Raw genomic sequence first — 15,726 nt, forward strand, 5'->3', positions numbered from 1 at the left:
ACTAAAAAACTGACCGGGCTGAGAAGCCTCAACCCGGACCTGTTAAACTATACTAGCAGAAGTAAGATTGTAGGGACCTTACTTCAAGCGTTTTCGCTCGGAAAGCTTCGATGCCTTGAGCTGCTGCTACGGCTCCTGCCACAGTTGTGTAGTAAGGAACCTTGTTCATCAGCGCAGCTTGACGAAGTGACCGACTGTCGGAAAGTGCTTGTGCGCCTTCGGTTGTATTGAAGACGAGCTGAACTTCTCCGTTCTTGATAGCATCAACGATATGAGGACGCCCTTCAAGCACCTTATTGACCTTTGCGCACGGGATGCCTTGGTTTTCCAAGTATCTTTGCGTGCCTTCGGTGGATATAATGGAAAACCCTGATGCTACAAGTTTTTTAGCTGCTTCAAGAATTTTCGGCTTATCTGCATCCTTCAATGAGATGAAGACTGTTCCACCTGCCGGAATAACGGTGCCTCCGCCGAGCTGTGACTTGGCGAATGCGAAGGAGAAGTCTGTGTCCAGACCCATGACTTCACCAGTAGAGCGCATCTCAGGACCGAGAACCGTATCAACGCCCGGGAAGCGAGCAAACGGGAAGACCGCTTCCTTCACTGCGACATGATCCAGCTTTTTCGGCTTGAGGTCGAAGTTTGACAGTTTCTCGCCTGCCATGACGCGGGCTGCAATTTTCGCAATCGGCACGCCAATGGTTTTTGCTACGAACGGTACTGTTCTTGATGCACGCGGGTTCACTTCCAGAACGTAGATCTCTCCGTCCTTGATTGCGAACTGAACGTTCATGAGGCCAACAACGTTGAGCTCCAGAGCGAGTTTGCGGCCTTGCTCTTCCAGTCTGGCAAGTGTTTCATCATCCAGCGTGTAGGCTGGCAGGGAACATGCGCTGTCGCCGGAATGGATGCCGGCTTCTTCGATGTGTTCCATGATGCCACAGATAAAGACGTCTTCACCATCACACAGAGCGTCCACATCCACTTCGATTGCGCCGTCGAGATAACGGTCAAACAGAAGCGGGTTAGTACCGAGCAGGGTGTTGATCTGACCGGTCTTATCGTTCGGATACTTGGCGCGCACATCATGTGGAACCAGCTCTGGCAGTGTGCCGAGCAGGTAGTTGTTGAGTGCTTCCTCGTCGCGAATGATCTGCATTGCACGGCCACCCAGCACGTAGGACGGGCGAACGACGAGCGGCAGGCCAAGCTGGTTGGCAATGAGGCGGCCCTGTTCAACAGAGTAGGCGATGCCGTTTTCTGGCTGTTTCAGATCAATTCTGTGCAGCAGACGCTGGAACCGGTCACGATCTTCAGCAAGGTCAATCATGTCTGGTGACGTGCCGAGGATTGGAATTCCAGCTTCTACGAGCGCTTGTGCCAGTTTAAGAGGTGTCTGGCCGCCGAACTGAACGATAACCCCCTTCAGTGTGCCCTTGGAGTTTTCAACGCGGAGGATTTCCAGCACGTCTTCAGAGGTGAGAGATTCGAAGTAGAGGCGATCGGAGGTGTCGTAGTCTGTTGAGACTGTTTCCGGGTTACAGTTGATCATGATGGCCTCGAAGCCAGCATCTTTCAACGCAAACGCAGCATGACAGCAGCAGTAATCGAATTCGATGCCCTGACCGATCCGGTTTGGACCACCACCCAGAATGACAACCTTTTGCTTCTCGCTCGGGTTTGCTTCGCAGGAAGGCAGACCTGGCGTTGGTGTCTCGTAGGTGGAGTACATGTAAGGCGTTGGAGAAGCGAACTCTGCGGCGCAGGTATCAATTCGCTTGTAAACTGGCTTCACGTCGAGTTCAGCTCGTAGAGCAGCAACTTTGTCAGCAGTCGTTTGGGTCAGAACCGCAAGACGGCTGTCTGAGAAGCCCATGGCTTTGACCATGCGCATGGCGGTCGCATTGTCTGGCAGACCGTGCTCGATGATCTTTGCTTCCATGTCCACGATTTCCTGCATCTGCTCCAGGAACCACGGATCAATCTTGCAGATGTCGTGGATTTCTTTTGCAGAGGTGCCCAGGCGCATAGCCTGAGCCACGTTGAGCAGGCGATCTGGTGTTGGGACAGCCAGAGCTTTGCGGATCGCGGTGTAGTCTTCGCCTTGGCCAAGACCTTCGACTTCGATTGGGTCGAGGCCTGTCAGACCTGTTTCCAGACCACGCAGAGCCTTCTGGAGGCTTTCCTTGAAGGTACGGCCAATAGCCATCACTTCGCCAACTGACTTCATAGCTGTTGTCAGGGTTGGCTCGGAGCCCGGGAACTTTTCAAATGCGAAACGTGGGATCTTGGTGACGACGTAGTCGATTGTTGGCTCAAAAGAGGCTGGTGTTGCTCCGCCGGTGATGTCGTTTTCCAACTCATCAAGGGTGTAGCCAACAGCGAGCTTTGCCGCGATTTTCGCAATCGGGAAGCCTGTCGCTTTAGATGCCAGCGCGGAGGAACGGGAGACGCGTGGGTTCATCTCGATCACAACGAGACGACCATCTGCCGGGTTGACCGCGAACTGAACGTTCGATCCGCCTGTTTCAACGCCGATCTCACGCAGAACCGCAATCGAGGCGTTCCGCATGATCTGGTATTCTTTGTCGGTGAGGGTCAGGGCAGGAGCAACTGTGATGGAATCACCCGTGTGGACGCCCATCGGGTCGATGTTTTCAATGGAGCAGATGATGATGCAGTTGTCCGCTGTGTCGCGAACCACTTCCATCTCGTATTCTTTCCAGCCGAGCAAGCTTTCGTCGACGAGCACCTGACCGTTTGGAGACGCATCGATGCCGGAGCGAACAATTTGTTCAAACTCTTCACGGTTATACGCTACGCCGCCGCCTGTGCCGCCGAGCGTAAACGCAGGGCGAATGATAGCTGGCAGGCCGATGGTGTCGATCTGGCGCATGGCTTCAGCATAGCCTGCTCCGCGGTCATATCCGGTGATGGTGCCTTCATCATCAAGGATCGGAGGAGAGGATGCGATTGCGGCGCGTGGATTTTCCAGCCCGATCTTGTCCATGGCAGCGCGGAATTTTTCACGGTCTTCAGCCTTGTCGATGACGTCGGCTTTTGCACCGATCATCTCAACACCGTATTTTTTCAGCACGCCTTTGCGGTCCAGTTCCAGCGCACAGTTGAGTGCGGTCTGGCCGCCCATGGTTGGCAGGAGCGCGTCCGGCTTTTCCTTGGCGATGATCTTTTCAACGGCGTCCGTGGTGATTGGCTCGATGTAGGTTGCATCAGCCAGATCCGGATCTGTCATGATGGTCGCCGGATTTGAGTTCACCAAGATAATTCGGTAGCCCTCATCTCGCAGTGCCTTACAAGCCTGAGTTCCAGAATAATCGAACTCACAGGCTTGACCAATCACGATGGGGCCAGCCCCGATGATCATGATAGATTGGATGTCATTGCGTTTAGGCATGGTGACTCACATATGCTCGCGTTTAAGCACCAGTGCACCCGATCGGTGCTCTGGTGGTGCCCTCTTTAGGAGTATGTCGGCTGAGCGCGCGTTATAAGAAATATTCGAGTAATGATAAACCCCGACGAACGCCTATTTCCGAAATAATCCGGTTTTTTTTCTCAAGACTTAAGGGGAGTTTATTCAGCTAAAGTCGTGTTCTCTGTGGTTTTCTCACCATCAAAGTCAGCAATACCAGTGCTTAAGGCATAGCAGGCCAGCCTGACAGACTTCGGAATTTCTACCGGTTTACCGTCACGATTGCCGTTTTCATAATACTGAATCATTCGTTTTTTTAAGCCGAGGCGTTCCGCTGCCTCTTTTTGCTTATAGCCCATCGACTTGCGCCAAGCCCGAAACTGAGATGGTTTCATGATACTAACCTAATGATTCCCAGACTGAAAATTCATTGTACAGACTGATGCATAATAATCTGCATTCGTACTATTGCATATAACAGAATGTAAAAAGCGCAAAAATTGCGCCATTTACCTTGATGAGGCGCAATTAGTGCGCTTATAATTGTGGCGTTTCAGGAAAACTCCCGTAAGCCTGTGTGATTTCTTTGCATAGAACTGAGGTGGCTTTCCATTCACGCGGCTCATCAAGGAGATAATCATGTTAAACGAACTCATCCTGTATCGGGCTAATCTGAAGAGCAAAAAGATGGATGTGCACCGTCATGCGACTTTCAGATTTCAAATCAGACGGATCGTCAATGGCCTGTTGAAGGGCTAAGCGCAAGTACGTGTTTGATGGTAAATTGAGTTTACCTGCTGAAGAAGGTGTCTTTCTTCTGGCTTGCACATGCTGAAGATGATTCAATTAATGAAATTGGGTGGCCAAAATTGTGCAATGCGCACAATCTGGCACTTTTGACCTAGTGAATCTTTGGGTAATCTTGCCTTTTAATGTGTCAGATTCCACATTATCCCCTCTGTACGCGACGGCAGTTCAAAGTTTTGCAGCGCGAAAAATGAACATCCTGTTTAAAAAATGTGCAGAGTGATCATTTGGTCAGCCAATTTTCGTTTTACTGAGAAAGAATAAAGTCAGAGCAGATCTAAAGAAGGAGAGTAGTTAGAAGTTATATTGCTCACTCTGGCTATCTCTTCGTCATGTTCACATATTATAGACAATATGTAATTGACGCTTCTATAGTATATTAGCTCGGATAACGCAGGAACATCTTTGGGTATTTGCCGGAAAATGTAGAATAAATCAGCGGACTTGCAAAAGTAGGTGCCGCTATTTTTTTATAATACTTATCTAGTATAACTACTTATGATGTTAATTCTCGGATGTCCTAGTGTATACGTTGCATTTACGAAGTAAAAAATGCGATGTCGGGCTATATTTTATCAGTTTCCTTGTGTAGATTATCAATTGTCCAATATGAATTATCATAGATTTCATTGAGGACTTTGAAAGTGGGGGTACTCATTCCTCACTGGGGATGCATTGAAGATTGTTCAAATGAACATCGAAAAGCTTCCGCAGTGTGAGTGGGTATCAAATGCTACTGCATAAGCTAGTACAGAAGTGGGGGAGTACAAAAGTTATTAGGGGAATTCATGGAGGCACCGGGTGGGGAGCTGAAATGATGAGCTTTTGTAACTCTTCTAAGGTTTAACATACAAACCACCGGGCAAATGGAAATGAACAGTATTCCTAGTAAGCTAGATGTCGCTGCGGATATCGCTGGACCTATTCGTGAGGACGATGGGGACGGTCAACTGCTCGCAATCTCTGAAATGTCAGAATTGTTTAGCGTCACTCTGCGTACACTACGATTTTATGAGGAGAAGGGGCTTCTTAACCCAGTACGTCGTGGAGCACGCCGCTTCTACAGAGGTCGTGATGTGAGCCGCATGCGGGTCATTTTGCAGGCCAAGAAGATCGGTCTGACGCTGGCAGAAGTTCGTCGTATTATCAAGCTCGTTGAGGGTTCCAGCCCTCGTCCTGAGCAACTTAAAGAACTTCAGGAAATTTGTGGTGCGCAGGAGCAGCTGCTTCATGAGCAGGAGCAAGCGCTTCAAGAACAGATTGCAGAAGTTCGCGGTGTGTCTCATGCACTGAGCAGCATGCTGGAAACAGAAGCAGCTTAATCGCTTCTGATAAGAGTTACGGAACCCGGCTCCCTTGGTGCCGGGTTTTTTGTTGCCTTGATGTTGCTGAGGCGGTGTTTCCTGTCACGATCTGCTTAGGGTTGGGCAAAAGAAAAGCGGGGCACTGGACCCCGCTTTTATTCATTCTGCTGTGCCGTTTTGATGAGCGAACGCGCTCTAAGCGGCTGCAGGTGTCTTATGGTTCTCAATCAGCTCAATGAAGCGAGAGAACAGGTAGTGGCTGTCCTGTGGGCCAGGAGACGCTTCCGGATGGTGCTGCACTGAGAAGACAGGCGCATCTTTTACACGCAGACCACAGTTGGTGCCGTCAAACAGGGAAACGTGTGTTTCTTCCACGTTGTCGGGCAGGCTGCCAGCACTCACAGCAAAGCCATGGTTCATGCTGGTGATTTCAACCTTGTTGGTGGTGTAATCGTGAACCGGATGGTTTGCGCCGTGATGGCCCTGATGCATCTTTGTGGTGGTGCCACCAAGTGCAAGCGCGAGCATCTGGTGACCCAGACAGATACCGAAGACCGGCAGGCCAGACTTCACGAGACTACGGATGGTTGGAACCGCATATTCACCTGTTGCAGCTGGATCGCCAGGGCCGTTGGACAGGAATACTCCATCCGGCTTAAGAGCGAGGACGTCTTCAGCAGAAGTGGTTGCAGGCACCACAGTTACGCGGCATCCGGCATCTGCCAGAAGGCGGAGGATGTTACGCTTTACACCAAAGTCCAGAGCAACCACGTGATGGCTTGGTTTGTTCTGGGCGCCAAACCCGTCCTCCCAATCCCAGGTGGTTTCGTTCCAGTCGTAGGTTTTCTGAGTGCTGACGCCTTTTGCAAGGTCCATGCCTTCCAGATCCGGGAGGCCGGCTGCTTCTGATTTCAGCGCTTCCACATCAAACTCACCATCAGCGTTATGAGCGATCACAGCGTTCTGCATGCCTTTTTCGCGAATAAGAGCTGTTAATGCGCGGGTGTCTACGCCGGTCAGTCCAACAATGCCTCGTGCCTTGAGCCATGCATCGAAGTGGTTGCCAGAGCGATAGTTGGAAGGGGTCGTGATGTCGGTGCGCAGAATCGCGCCTCGTACGCCAGACGTGCCTTCCATATCTACAGTTTCAACATCGTCTTCGTTCGCGCCCACATTGCCAACATGGGGGAACGTGAAGGTGATGATCTGTCCTGCATAGGAAGGATCTGTGAGAATCTCTTCATACCCGGTCATTGCCGTATTGAAGCAGACTTCGCCGGACGCTGTTCCAAGAGCTCCAACGCCTCGGCCTTCAATGACTGTACCGTCTGCGAGAACGAGGAGGGCGGTAGGTTTAGGTGCTGACCACGCGTCTTGAGCTTTCATCACTTGCTTTCTTGATACGGTTGATGACAGTATGCGTCCATCTGAAACGCACCGAAGGGACTTGACTTTGGCGCGTCACAGTCGCATCAAGGCCGGGACCATAGGAGAAGGGGTTCCTCTGGTCAATATCACTCGTGTAGAAATAATAGCGCTCGAGTTACAGGAAATCAGCCCAAATCAGATGGATGAGACGTATTATCCGGGATTTGGAGAGCCTCTTTTAAAGTTTCCGCGTCAGGGTTCCTTTAGTATGTTGCGAGACAAAATAGCGAATGCGCTGAAAGCCGCGCAAGAAGACACTAACAAAAGACGTGCCGCCACGTTGCGCCTCATCACCGCTGCCATTATGGACCGGGATATGGCTGCTCGTGAGCAAGGCCGTGATGGCTTAAGCGACGAAGAGCTGATGGACCTCCTGCACACCATGCTAGTTCAGCGTGAGCAGGAAGCGGCGCATTGTGAAGCGAGCGGTAAGGTAGAGCTTGCTGTGCAAGAGCGTGAAGAAGCAGAAATGATCCGTGAATTCTTGCCTTCGCAGCTCAGCGAATACGAAATGAAGCTTGTTTGTCAAACAGTTGTCGAGTGCGTTGAAGCGCGCGGACTGCGTGATATGGGCCGCTGTATGGCTGAGTTGAAAGAGCGTTATCCGGGCCAGATGGACTTTGCGAAAGCCAGTTGCATGGTGAAGCAGATGCTGCGAGCTCCGCAGTAAGCCAACGTTTTTGGAGCACTTACAGGCCGCCGCGTCATCATGATGCGGCTTTTCTTTTTTCCTGAAGCGATAAATTGAGTTAAGCCAGCGCAAATGGGGGTTTTGCTGGCTTCTTGGGGCCTTCACGGCTATATAATACCCAGCTCAGCTGCTTTCAGGCCACTACGACAAATTGGACCATTATGCGTTTCGATCAGCTCTTTCTTGATGACATTCGCAACCGCGTCTCGCTTACAGATGTGGTGGGGCGACGTGTAACCTGGGATCGGCGTAAATCGCAGCCCGGAAAGGGTGATTATTGGGCCTGTTGTCCCTTCCATTCAGAGAAGTCTCCCAGCTTTCATGTTGATGAGCGCCGCAACCGCTACAAGTGCTTTGGCTGTGGTGAAAGTGGAGATCATTTCAAGTTTCTGATGGAGACTGAGGGCCTCAGTTTCCCCGAAGCTGTGGAAGAACTGGCCGGTGTAGCCGGAATCGCGATGCCTGCGCCCGATCCTCAGGCCGCAAAACGAGCTGCAAAGCGCAATTCTCTGACCGATGTCTGTGAGATGGCGGCACGCTATTTCCGGCATGTGTTCCAGTCTGCTGACGGGCGCGCTGCGCAAGAGTATGTGCAGCGGCGCGGTTTGAGCGCCGAGACACTGAACGAGTTTCAGTTTGGTTTTGCGCCTCCGGGACGTGATAATCTGAAGAAGGCTTTGATGGCGAAAGACGTCACTGAAGCTGAGCTGATTGAAGTGGGGTTGCTCATTAAACCCGAGGACGGGCGTCCGTCCTATGACCGGTTTCGCAATCGTCTGATGATCCCGATCCATGATGATCGGGGCAGGGCAGTTGCTTTTGGTGGCCGGACCATGGACCCGGATGGCCAGCCGAAATATCTGAACTCACCGGAAACACCTGTCTTTCACAAAGGGACGATGCTGTTTAATGCGCATCGCGCGCGCCAGCCTGCTTATGAGAGCGGACAAGCGATCGTGGTGGAAGGGTATATGGATGCCATTGCTCTCTGGCAGGTTGGCATCAAAGCGACGGTCGCGAGTTTGGGGACTGCGTTTACCGAAGACCAGATTATGCGGCTTTGGAAGTTTGCTGATGAACCAGTGGTCTGCTTTGACGGTGACGTCGCCGGTATCTCTGCTGCCCACCGAGCGGTTGATCGTATTCTTCCAGTTCTGACCAGCGGTAAGTCTTTCCAGTTTGCGTTTTTGCCTGACGGGCAGGATCCGGATGATGTGATTAATGCTGGTGGCACTGCTGCTATGTACGGAGAGATTGAGAAAGCTCTGCCACTTTCAGAAGTGGTTTGGCGCCGTGAGAGCGAGCAAGCCCGGATTGATACGCCTGAGCGTAAAGCTGCGCTGGAAAAGGCCGTTGAAGATCTGGTTGGGACCATCAAAGATGAGCGCGTTCAGAAGCGTTATCGGATGGACTTGCGTCTCAAACTCTCCAACTTGTTTTATGAGGAGAGCCGCCGGAACCGTGGCAAAAGCGGCGGTGGGCGTGACGAGGGCTGGCGCGGCAACAAGAAACAAGGTGCAGATGATGAGTGGGCGTCCCGTGCCCGCGTTGAAGCGCCTGATACGCCTTCTTATGGGGTGGAGCGCAGTTTCTGCACCATGTGCCTGATGTATCCGGAGTTGTTTGACCGCCACTTTGAACGGATTTCCCAGCTAACATATTCCAACGAGCTGCACTCCATGTTCATGACGGCGCTGGTTCGGATTGCGACGGACCTTGCTGAAGGTGCCGTGACGCAGATCTATAACAAGCTGGATGAACGGTTCTATCAAATCCTGCAGGAAGCTATTGTGAGCGCAAGTTCTGAAAGCGACAGCAGCAAGGCAAGTACCTTGCGCCGCTGGGACGCTCTGACCAACCGTCTGCAGGTTTTGAAGGAAGACCCGCCCGAGGACTTCGTGGAGATGCTGTTCCTGAATTATGCAGATATGCTTGAGTTGCGCATGTTGGAGCAGGAGCTTGAGCATGAAACGCGGGCCATGGAGCAAGATCTGACCGAAGAAAGCTGGGGCCGGTTTCAGGCGCTTACGCAGGATTTGGCTCGTCGCCGTGAGGATTGCCTGCGTGATGAGCAGGAGCTGGCGGAGCGAGCAGCCAAAATGCGCTCCTCAAAAGGGTCTGTTCTGGCTTGATCTGAGAGGAGGGATTGCGGATCTGTTTATCTGCTTCCCCCAGAGGATCTGGTGATCGCAACTTGAGGTGGAATTGTGATGGAAGAACTCTTGTTTTTCAAAGTTATCCAGAAAAACAGGCAATGAACTGTCCAAAATCCCCCAGAATCAGATTGACCATGCCGAATCGCCCTTGCGAATCACAAAAGGCGGGCTACATACACTAAGTCAGACAGCCGATACGAGCGCCCGTAGACCTTAGATGTCTTTAAAGCGGCGATATCATAATCGGATAATCAGCGCTGTCGATGCCTGGAATGTGCCGGATACGGCCTAAAACGGTAGGGATGCCGGTGAGCAGTCCTGCCCGAATGAGTTTTGGGTTTTCAATTCCGTGAAAACATTTTGATACCAGGGTTAAGTCAGGTTTAAGGGACTTTGCGTTAAACCCCAAAGTCAAATGTGATTCAAATGCCGCCTGTGTGGTCCAAACACGGGGGTGATTGATTGCGTAACGCGATAGTTCGCTGGAGCACGACCAGCGACTTTGGAGCAGAATATGGCGACGAAGGCGACACAAGCTGAAGATACGCAGGAACCGGCAGGCGCAGAGGGACAAGATGGTCCGCTCTTGGATTTGTCGGTCGCCGCCGTCAAGAAAATGATCAAGTCCGCTAAAAAACGCGGATACATCACTTATGACGAACTGAATGAAGTTCTTCCACCTGATCAGGTGAGCTCTGAGCAGATTGAAGACACCATGTCGCTTCTTTCTGAAATGGGCATCAACGTTGTTGAGGCGGAAGATGCAGAAGAAGGTAAAGAAGAAGAGGAAGCTCCACCTGCTGTAGACGGCGGTGAGTTGGTTGTTGCTTCTTCTACTGCTGTTACCAAAACCACGACTGCCAAAGAACCTACAGACCGTACCGATGATCCGGTGCGTATGTACCTGCGCGAGATGGGCTCTGTTGAGCTGTTGTCCCGCGAAGGCGAAATTGCCATTGCAAAGCGTATTGAGGCTGGCCGTGAGGCTATGATCTCAGGTCTTTGTGAAAGCCCACTGACCTTCCAGGCGATTATCATCTGGGGTGAGGAGCTGGCAGAAGGCAAGGTTCTGCTGCGTGACATTATTGATCTGGATGCAACATATTCCGGACCTGATGACAAGAACGGTCCATCTGATGATGACCTTTCTGAGCAGGAAAACGCTGGCGAGGGTGAAGTTCCTGAGGCTGTGCGCCTTAAGGAAAAAGAAGAAGCCCGCAAGCGCAAGGAAGAAGAAGCCCGCAAGCCTAACGGTGCTGCGGCTCCTGCCGCTGCTGCACCAGGTGATGCCGCTTCGGGTGCGCCGGGTGAAGCACCTGCAGAAGGTGGTGAAACCACTGATGACGATGACGACGAGTACGAGGCAAACGTTTCTCTTTCCGTGATGGAAGCAGAACTGAAGCCTATGGTCGTTGAGATCTTTGACAAGATCACAGAGGACTACAAGAAGCTGCGCAAGCTTCAGGACCAGCTGGTTGAAAACAAGCTGGCTAACAAAACTCTGTCTCCGTCTCAGGAGCGTCGTTACAAGAAGCTCAAAGAAGACATCATTGTTGAAGTGAAGAGCCTGCACCTCAATAACAACCGTATTGAGACGCTGGTTCAGCAGCTTTACTCCATCAACAAAATGCTGATGGGTTATGAAGGTCGCTTGCTGCGTCTTGCAGACAGCAACGGTGTTAACCGCGCTGACTTCATCAAATACTATCAGGGTTCTGAGCTGGACCCGAATTGGATCCGCAAAGTTGCAAACCTTTCTGGCCGTGGCTGGAAGAAGTTTGTGACTAATGATGGCGACATGATCCGCGAATTGCGCGGCGAGATTCAGACGCTTGCGACTGAGACTGGCCTTGAGATCACCGAATTCCGTACTCTGGTTTCCATGGTGCAGAAGGGTGAACGCGAAGCACGTATCGCGAAAAAGGAAATGGTGGAAGCGAACCTTCGTCTCGTTATCTCCATTGCCAAGAAATACACCAACCGTGGCCTGCAGTTCCTGGATCTTATTCAGGAAGGTAACATTGGCCTCATGAAGGCGGTAGACAAGTTCGAATACCGCCGTGGTTACAAGTTCTCCACCTATGCGACCTGGTGGATTCGTCAGGCGATCACCCGATCCATCGCGGATCAGGCACGCACCATCCGTATTCCGGTGCACATGATCGAGACGATCAACAAGATCGTTCGTACCTCTCGTCAGATGCTTCACGAGATTGGCCGTGAGCCAACCCCGGAAGAGCTCTCTGAAAAGCTGCAGATGCCGCTTGAGAAGGTCCGTAAGGTGCTGAAAATCGCTAAGGAGCCTATCTCCCTTGAAACACCGATTGGTGACGAGGAAGACAGCCATCTTGGTGACTTCATTGAGGATAAAAACGCCATCCTGCCGATTGATGCGGCTATTCAGGCGAACCTTCGTGAGACCACGACCCGTGTTCTGGCATCGCTGACACCTCGTGAAGAGCGTGTCCTGCGTATGCGCTTCGGTATCGGCATGAACACCGACCACACTCTGGAAGAGGTTGGTCAGCAGTTCTCCGTTACCCGTGAGCGTATCCGTCAGATTGAAGCGAAAGCGCTGCGTAAGCTGAAGCACCCAAGCCGCTCCCGCAAACTGCGGAGCTTCCTGGACAGCTAAGCTGCTGCACTGGTTGAGAATTAGGAAAGCCGGTCTCTGTAAGGAGACCGGCTTTTTTGTTGGGTTGAGAATTATGCTGGTATCGTTTTCGCTTTCCTCGTTTCTGCCACCATCTTTTGTATCGACAGAATATGCGCTGTCAGGAAGAGGGGGACGAAGAAGGCCGGGACGAGGACGAGGGGGTAGTTGTCTATGATATTGGGAGCATCTGTTGAGAGCAGGTGGAAGTAGCCGTTTGAGGTGAGGACACCTGTGCCGATTGCGGCGACGAAATCCAGCAGGCCGAGAATGTGGACACGGACCATTAGAGCTCGGGCGTTGGCGGCGTTGCTGCGGACCGCTTTGTAAGCAAACACCGCCAGTATACCTGTTGCGATATCTCCAAGGCCCGCTGGCATGGCAAATTCCCATGGCACTGGCCCTATTGCCCACCCCACTAGAAACACAAAGCCGATCACACGCAGGATTTGAACTCCCATGAAGATGCTTTGGTCTGTGGCTTCCAGAATCTTGCGTCCTGCTGCCGTGAAGTTTGCCAGTGCCCATACGGTGATGGAGCCGCCCAGAAGCAGAAGGATCAATCGTGGAACCTGTGGGGCTTCGGTGGGCAACGTGAACAGATCTGCCTTGGCAAGCAAGACGGCAGCTGCAAACCACACCCCAAGCAATGTGATGAAGACGCCGACGGCCCAACATTGAGCGAGAGGTGATAGCTGGGCGTGGTTGGCTCTGTTTGCGACGATAGCAACAAGTGTAGCAGGGAAGATCACAGCGAAGGCTAAAACAATGAATTCCAGAATGATTGAAGTCATGGGAGTTCTCCTGAATAACTTCAATATTGGTAGTGACTTCAAATATAGGAGTCAATTCCATTTTTGAATTTACTATGCTACCTCTGCTTTTATGACTGAGTTTGACCCTTCTCTTCTGCCGCCTGAACTTGCTGGAATTGACCGCGATAACTGTCCCATCATGCGCTCGCTCGGCGTGCTGGGTGATCCGTGGAGCCTCTTGATATTACGTGAGTTTTTTCTGGATGGGCCGCGTAAGTTCAAAGATCTTGAAACGAGTTTGAAGGTCAGTCCCAACACGCTCTCAACTCGCCTGAAAAAGCTGGAGGAACACGGTGTCCTCAAAAAACGCTTCTACTCTTCCCACCCCCCACGGGCCGATTATGTCCTGACCGAAAAAGGCCAAGCCGTCGGCCCCATCCTGCTGGAACTGTTGAAATGGGGTGAGACGTTTGCGTGAGGTGAGAGGCTTTCGGGAGTGCATCAATTGTGAGCGATTGATGTAAGTTGGTGTTCCGGTGTTTCTGAGAGGATTGTTCTATCGTTTTTGATGGAGCAGGATATGGAACCGGAAGATATGCGGCGTGAGCTGGATGGGTTGAGGGCTTCGATTGGGCGGAAGCCGAGCAGGGGATGGGTGATTGCGACTTCGATTATCACGACTCTGCTGGTTCTTGTGGTGATTGCCGCGATTATGATGTTTGCGATGATGAACCGCATGCATGGTGTTGGTTGGCGTGGGCATGGGCCTGACAGGTATTTTGATCAGCCGTTGCGACGAGCGCCTCCGCCGCCACCGGGTCAACCGCTTCCACGCTGACTTACTATTACTTTCCTGCGTGTCCTGATCCGAAAATCAGCACTCACTTTGGTAAGGTGCGCTTAAAGCACCGGCTAGTGCCTGCACCTATGGTGGGTCACGTCCGGGGTTGTCTCCACATTTGCGGCACATGTTTGTCATCCCTTCAATGTGACTAGACCATTCTTGGCATTTTGAACGCCAATAGAGCGGCAATGCTTGCGATGCCTGCCATGATGAGGAACAAGACCGGGCCGGACTGGGCAGCATTTTCCAGTGTAATCAAGTCTTCTGCACCTGGAACGGAGAAGCCAGAGAGGCCAGCCAGAAGGCCTGCCAGCGCTGCGCCAATGGCCATGCCTGCGGATTGCAGCGGCCCGATGAAACCGGAGGCTCTGTCGCGCTCGTCATCGGTTTCAGCGTAAATGATTGCTTTTTTCAAGAACTGACTGCTCATGCCAAAGCCTGCTCCGTTAAAGACGGAGGAGAGCAGGAATATCCATAGGGACATGGTGTAAAGCGAAACAACGGTGAGCAGTGTGCCAGCAATGATGTTTAAGGTTCCCAGACGGATCAGATAGGTTTGTGCGTGTGGTGTCTGCACACGGGCGACGATCCATGCGGCGGCTGTCCATGTGAAGGCTGTGATGGCCATGGCATAGGATGCCTGAGTGACGGAAAGTCCCCACAGCACCTGCCCCATAGCAGCGCCATAAACAACACGGGCGGCGCTGGCGATGGACAGCAGCAGCGTGACCCACATGCCAAGACCCAGAATGCCGGTGAACTTGAACGCACTGCGCGGAATGAACGGACTGGTGCTTTTCTTATCCCATTTCACGGCGAGGAACAGCAGGATCAAGCCAATGCCTAGAGCGCCAGTGATGCGGGGAAGGCTGCGCAGTTCGCCCACATACGCAATGAGCAATACAGCCACAGCCAGAAGCCCGAGGCGGGGGAACATGCTCATCTTATCCGAGGATTGCGTCGTTGTGGCTTTGTCTCTGGTGGTGGACGGGATGACGGTGATTGCCAGCAGGAGTAGCATCAAAGACAGAGGCAGGTTGGCGTAAAACACTGCACGCCAGGACCAGCTTTCTGTCAGGATACCTGCGGTGAGGGGGCCGATGCCTGCGGAGACAGCCCAAACTCCTGAGAGCAAAGCAAAAACTGAGGAGACGGCGTTTTCCGGATAAAGGTCTGAAATCAACGTATAGCAGAGGGAGACAATCATGCCTTCGCCCAAACCTTGCAGCATTCTGCCAAGCAGCAGGTGTTCCAGCGAATTTGCGGCGCCGCCAACGAATGAGCCTGCCAGAAAAGACAGGGCCGCCGCGATAAAGAGAGGGCGTGCGCCAATGCGTGCTTTCAACGAGCCTGTGACCGTGCCTGCCAGAATGGAGCCGATCTGAAACAAGCTGAGGACCCAGAAGGCGCGTTGCTGGCCGCCAAGATCGCGGATGATATCTGGCATGATGGCGGAGGAGAGGAAGTTGTTCATGCTTGCCGACCCAACACCCAAAATCATGATGAGAGACGCAAGCCAGCGACCATCCATGGTCAGCTTTTTGAAGGGCGATAATGGGATTGTTTGTGCCGGGCTGGATATGGTCATGAGTATCGCCTATTTAAAAATATATCACTTATTTAATTTGAGGTGTTTAATAAGTAAAGTCTTTTCT

Annotated in this window: 11 protein-coding genes; 6 read left to right on the forward strand and 5 right to left on the reverse strand. The window is 52.1% G+C overall.

Annotated features, from left to right (window positions below; all coding sequences use genetic code 11):
• Positions 1–52: 52 nt before the first annotated feature.
• The gene (gene carB, locus PsW74_RS17910; protein WP_063289996.1) at positions 53–3,415 is read right to left on the reverse strand and encodes a carbamoyl-phosphate synthase large subunit; all 3,363 of its coding nucleotides are present in this window, start codon (positions 3,413–3,415) and stop codon (positions 53–55) included.
• Between the two features lie 179 nt (positions 3,416–3,594).
• On the reverse strand, positions 3,595–3,828 hold the full coding sequence (locus PsW74_RS17915) for a helix-turn-helix transcriptional regulator (protein ID WP_057461122.1): 234 nt from the start codon (positions 3,826–3,828) through the stop codon (positions 3,595–3,597).
• A gap of 1,284 nt (positions 3,829–5,112) precedes the next feature.
• Between PsW74_RS17915 and PsW74_RS17920 the strand changes: the two genes are divergently transcribed.
• Positions 5,113–5,562: a MerR family transcriptional regulator gene (locus tag PsW74_RS17920; RefSeq protein ID WP_208860172.1), complete on the forward strand. Its 450-nt coding sequence runs from the start codon at positions 5,113–5,115 to the stop codon at positions 5,560–5,562.
• 177 nt (positions 5,563–5,739) lie between these two features.
• Here the strand turns inward: PsW74_RS17920 and carA are convergent, their stop codons facing one another.
• Complete coding sequence (gene carA, locus PsW74_RS17925) at positions 5,740–6,930, reverse strand: glutamine-hydrolyzing carbamoyl-phosphate synthase small subunit (protein WP_063289995.1); 1,191 nt, start codon at positions 6,928–6,930, stop codon at positions 5,740–5,742.
• 67 nt (positions 6,931–6,997) lie between these two features.
• Between carA and PsW74_RS17930 the strand changes: the two genes are divergently transcribed.
• The 3 genes from PsW74_RS17930 to rpoD all read left to right on the forward strand — a co-directional run bounded on the left by PsW74_RS17930 (position 6,998) and on the right by rpoD (position 12,454).
• Positions 6,998–7,642, forward strand: a complete 645-nt coding sequence (locus tag PsW74_RS17930) for a GatB/YqeY domain-containing protein (RefSeq protein WP_306418668.1) — start codon at positions 6,998–7,000, stop codon at positions 7,640–7,642.
• Positions 7,643–7,824: 182 nt separating this feature from the next.
• Positions 7,825–9,795 (forward strand): DNA primase, encoded by a 1,971-nt coding sequence (gene dnaG / locus PsW74_RS17935; RefSeq protein ID WP_057461118.1) that lies wholly within the window; start codon positions 7,825–7,827, stop codon positions 9,793–9,795.
• 538 nt (positions 9,796–10,333) lie between these two features.
• Positions 10,334–12,454, forward strand: a complete 2,121-nt coding sequence (rpoD, locus tag PsW74_RS17940; RefSeq protein WP_063289994.1) for an RNA polymerase sigma factor RpoD — start codon at positions 10,334–10,336, stop codon at positions 12,452–12,454.
• A gap of 71 nt (positions 12,455–12,525) precedes the next feature.
• Here the strand turns inward: rpoD and PsW74_RS17945 are convergent, their stop codons facing one another.
• Complete coding sequence (locus PsW74_RS17945; RefSeq protein WP_063289993.1) at positions 12,526–13,266, reverse strand: hypothetical protein; 741 nt, start codon at positions 13,264–13,266, stop codon at positions 12,526–12,528.
• Positions 13,267–13,357: 91 nt separating this feature from the next.
• On the opposite strand from PsW74_RS17945, the gene PsW74_RS17950 reads away from it, so the two are divergent.
• The gene (locus PsW74_RS17950; RefSeq protein ID WP_057461116.1) at positions 13,358–13,705 is read left to right on the forward strand and encodes a helix-turn-helix domain-containing protein; all 348 of its coding nucleotides are present in this window, start codon (positions 13,358–13,360) and stop codon (positions 13,703–13,705) included.
• A 102-nt stretch (positions 13,706–13,807) separates the two neighbouring features.
• Positions 13,808–14,065 (forward strand): hypothetical protein, encoded by a 258-nt coding sequence (locus tag PsW74_RS17955; RefSeq protein WP_063290151.1) that lies wholly within the window; start codon positions 13,808–13,810, stop codon positions 14,063–14,065.
• A 154-nt stretch (positions 14,066–14,219) separates the two neighbouring features.
• Here PsW74_RS17955 and PsW74_RS17960 read toward each other — a convergent pair whose 3' ends face one another.
• Positions 14,220–15,659: an MFS transporter gene (locus PsW74_RS17960; protein WP_208980533.1), complete on the reverse strand. Its 1,440-nt coding sequence runs from the start codon at positions 15,657–15,659 to the stop codon at positions 14,220–14,222.
• Positions 15,660–15,726: the final 67 nt, after the last annotated feature.

Source organism: Pseudovibrio sp. W74 (assembly GCF_001623085.1).
Lineage (GTDB): Bacteria > Pseudomonadota > Alphaproteobacteria > Rhizobiales > Stappiaceae > Pseudovibrio.

Excerpts from the sequence above, each read along its gene's own strand:
- PsW74_RS17915 (WP_057461122.1), bottom strand. The coding sequence starts at position 3,828 with ATGAAACCATCTCAGTTTCGGGCTTGGCGCAAGTCGATGGGCTATAAG.
- PsW74_RS17960 (WP_208980533.1), bottom strand. The coding sequence starts at position 15,659 with ATGACCATATCCAGCCCGGCACAAACAATCCCATTATCGCCCTTCAAA.
- carA (WP_063289995.1), bottom strand. The coding sequence starts at position 6,930 with ATGAAAGCTCAAGACGCGTGGTCAGCACCTAAACCTACCGCCCTCCTC.
- PsW74_RS17945 (WP_063289993.1), bottom strand. The coding sequence starts at position 13,266 with ATGACTTCAATCATTCTGGAATTCATTGTTTTAGCCTTCGCTGTGATC.
- PsW74_RS17920 (WP_208860172.1), top strand. The coding sequence starts at position 5,113 with ATGAACAGTATTCCTAGTAAGCTAGATGTCGCTGCGGATATCGCTGGA.
- carB (WP_063289996.1), bottom strand. The coding sequence starts at position 3,415 with ATGCCTAAACGCAATGACATCCAATCTATCATGATCATCGGGGCTGGC.
- PsW74_RS17955 (WP_063290151.1), top strand. The coding sequence starts at position 13,808 with ATGGAACCGGAAGATATGCGGCGTGAGCTGGATGGGTTGAGGGCTTCG.
- dnaG (WP_057461118.1), top strand. The coding sequence starts at position 7,825 with ATGCGTTTCGATCAGCTCTTTCTTGATGACATTCGCAACCGCGTCTCG.
- PsW74_RS17950 (WP_057461116.1), top strand. The coding sequence starts at position 13,358 with ATGACTGAGTTTGACCCTTCTCTTCTGCCGCCTGAACTTGCTGGAATT.
- rpoD (WP_063289994.1), top strand. The coding sequence starts at position 10,334 with ATGGCGACGAAGGCGACACAAGCTGAAGATACGCAGGAACCGGCAGGC.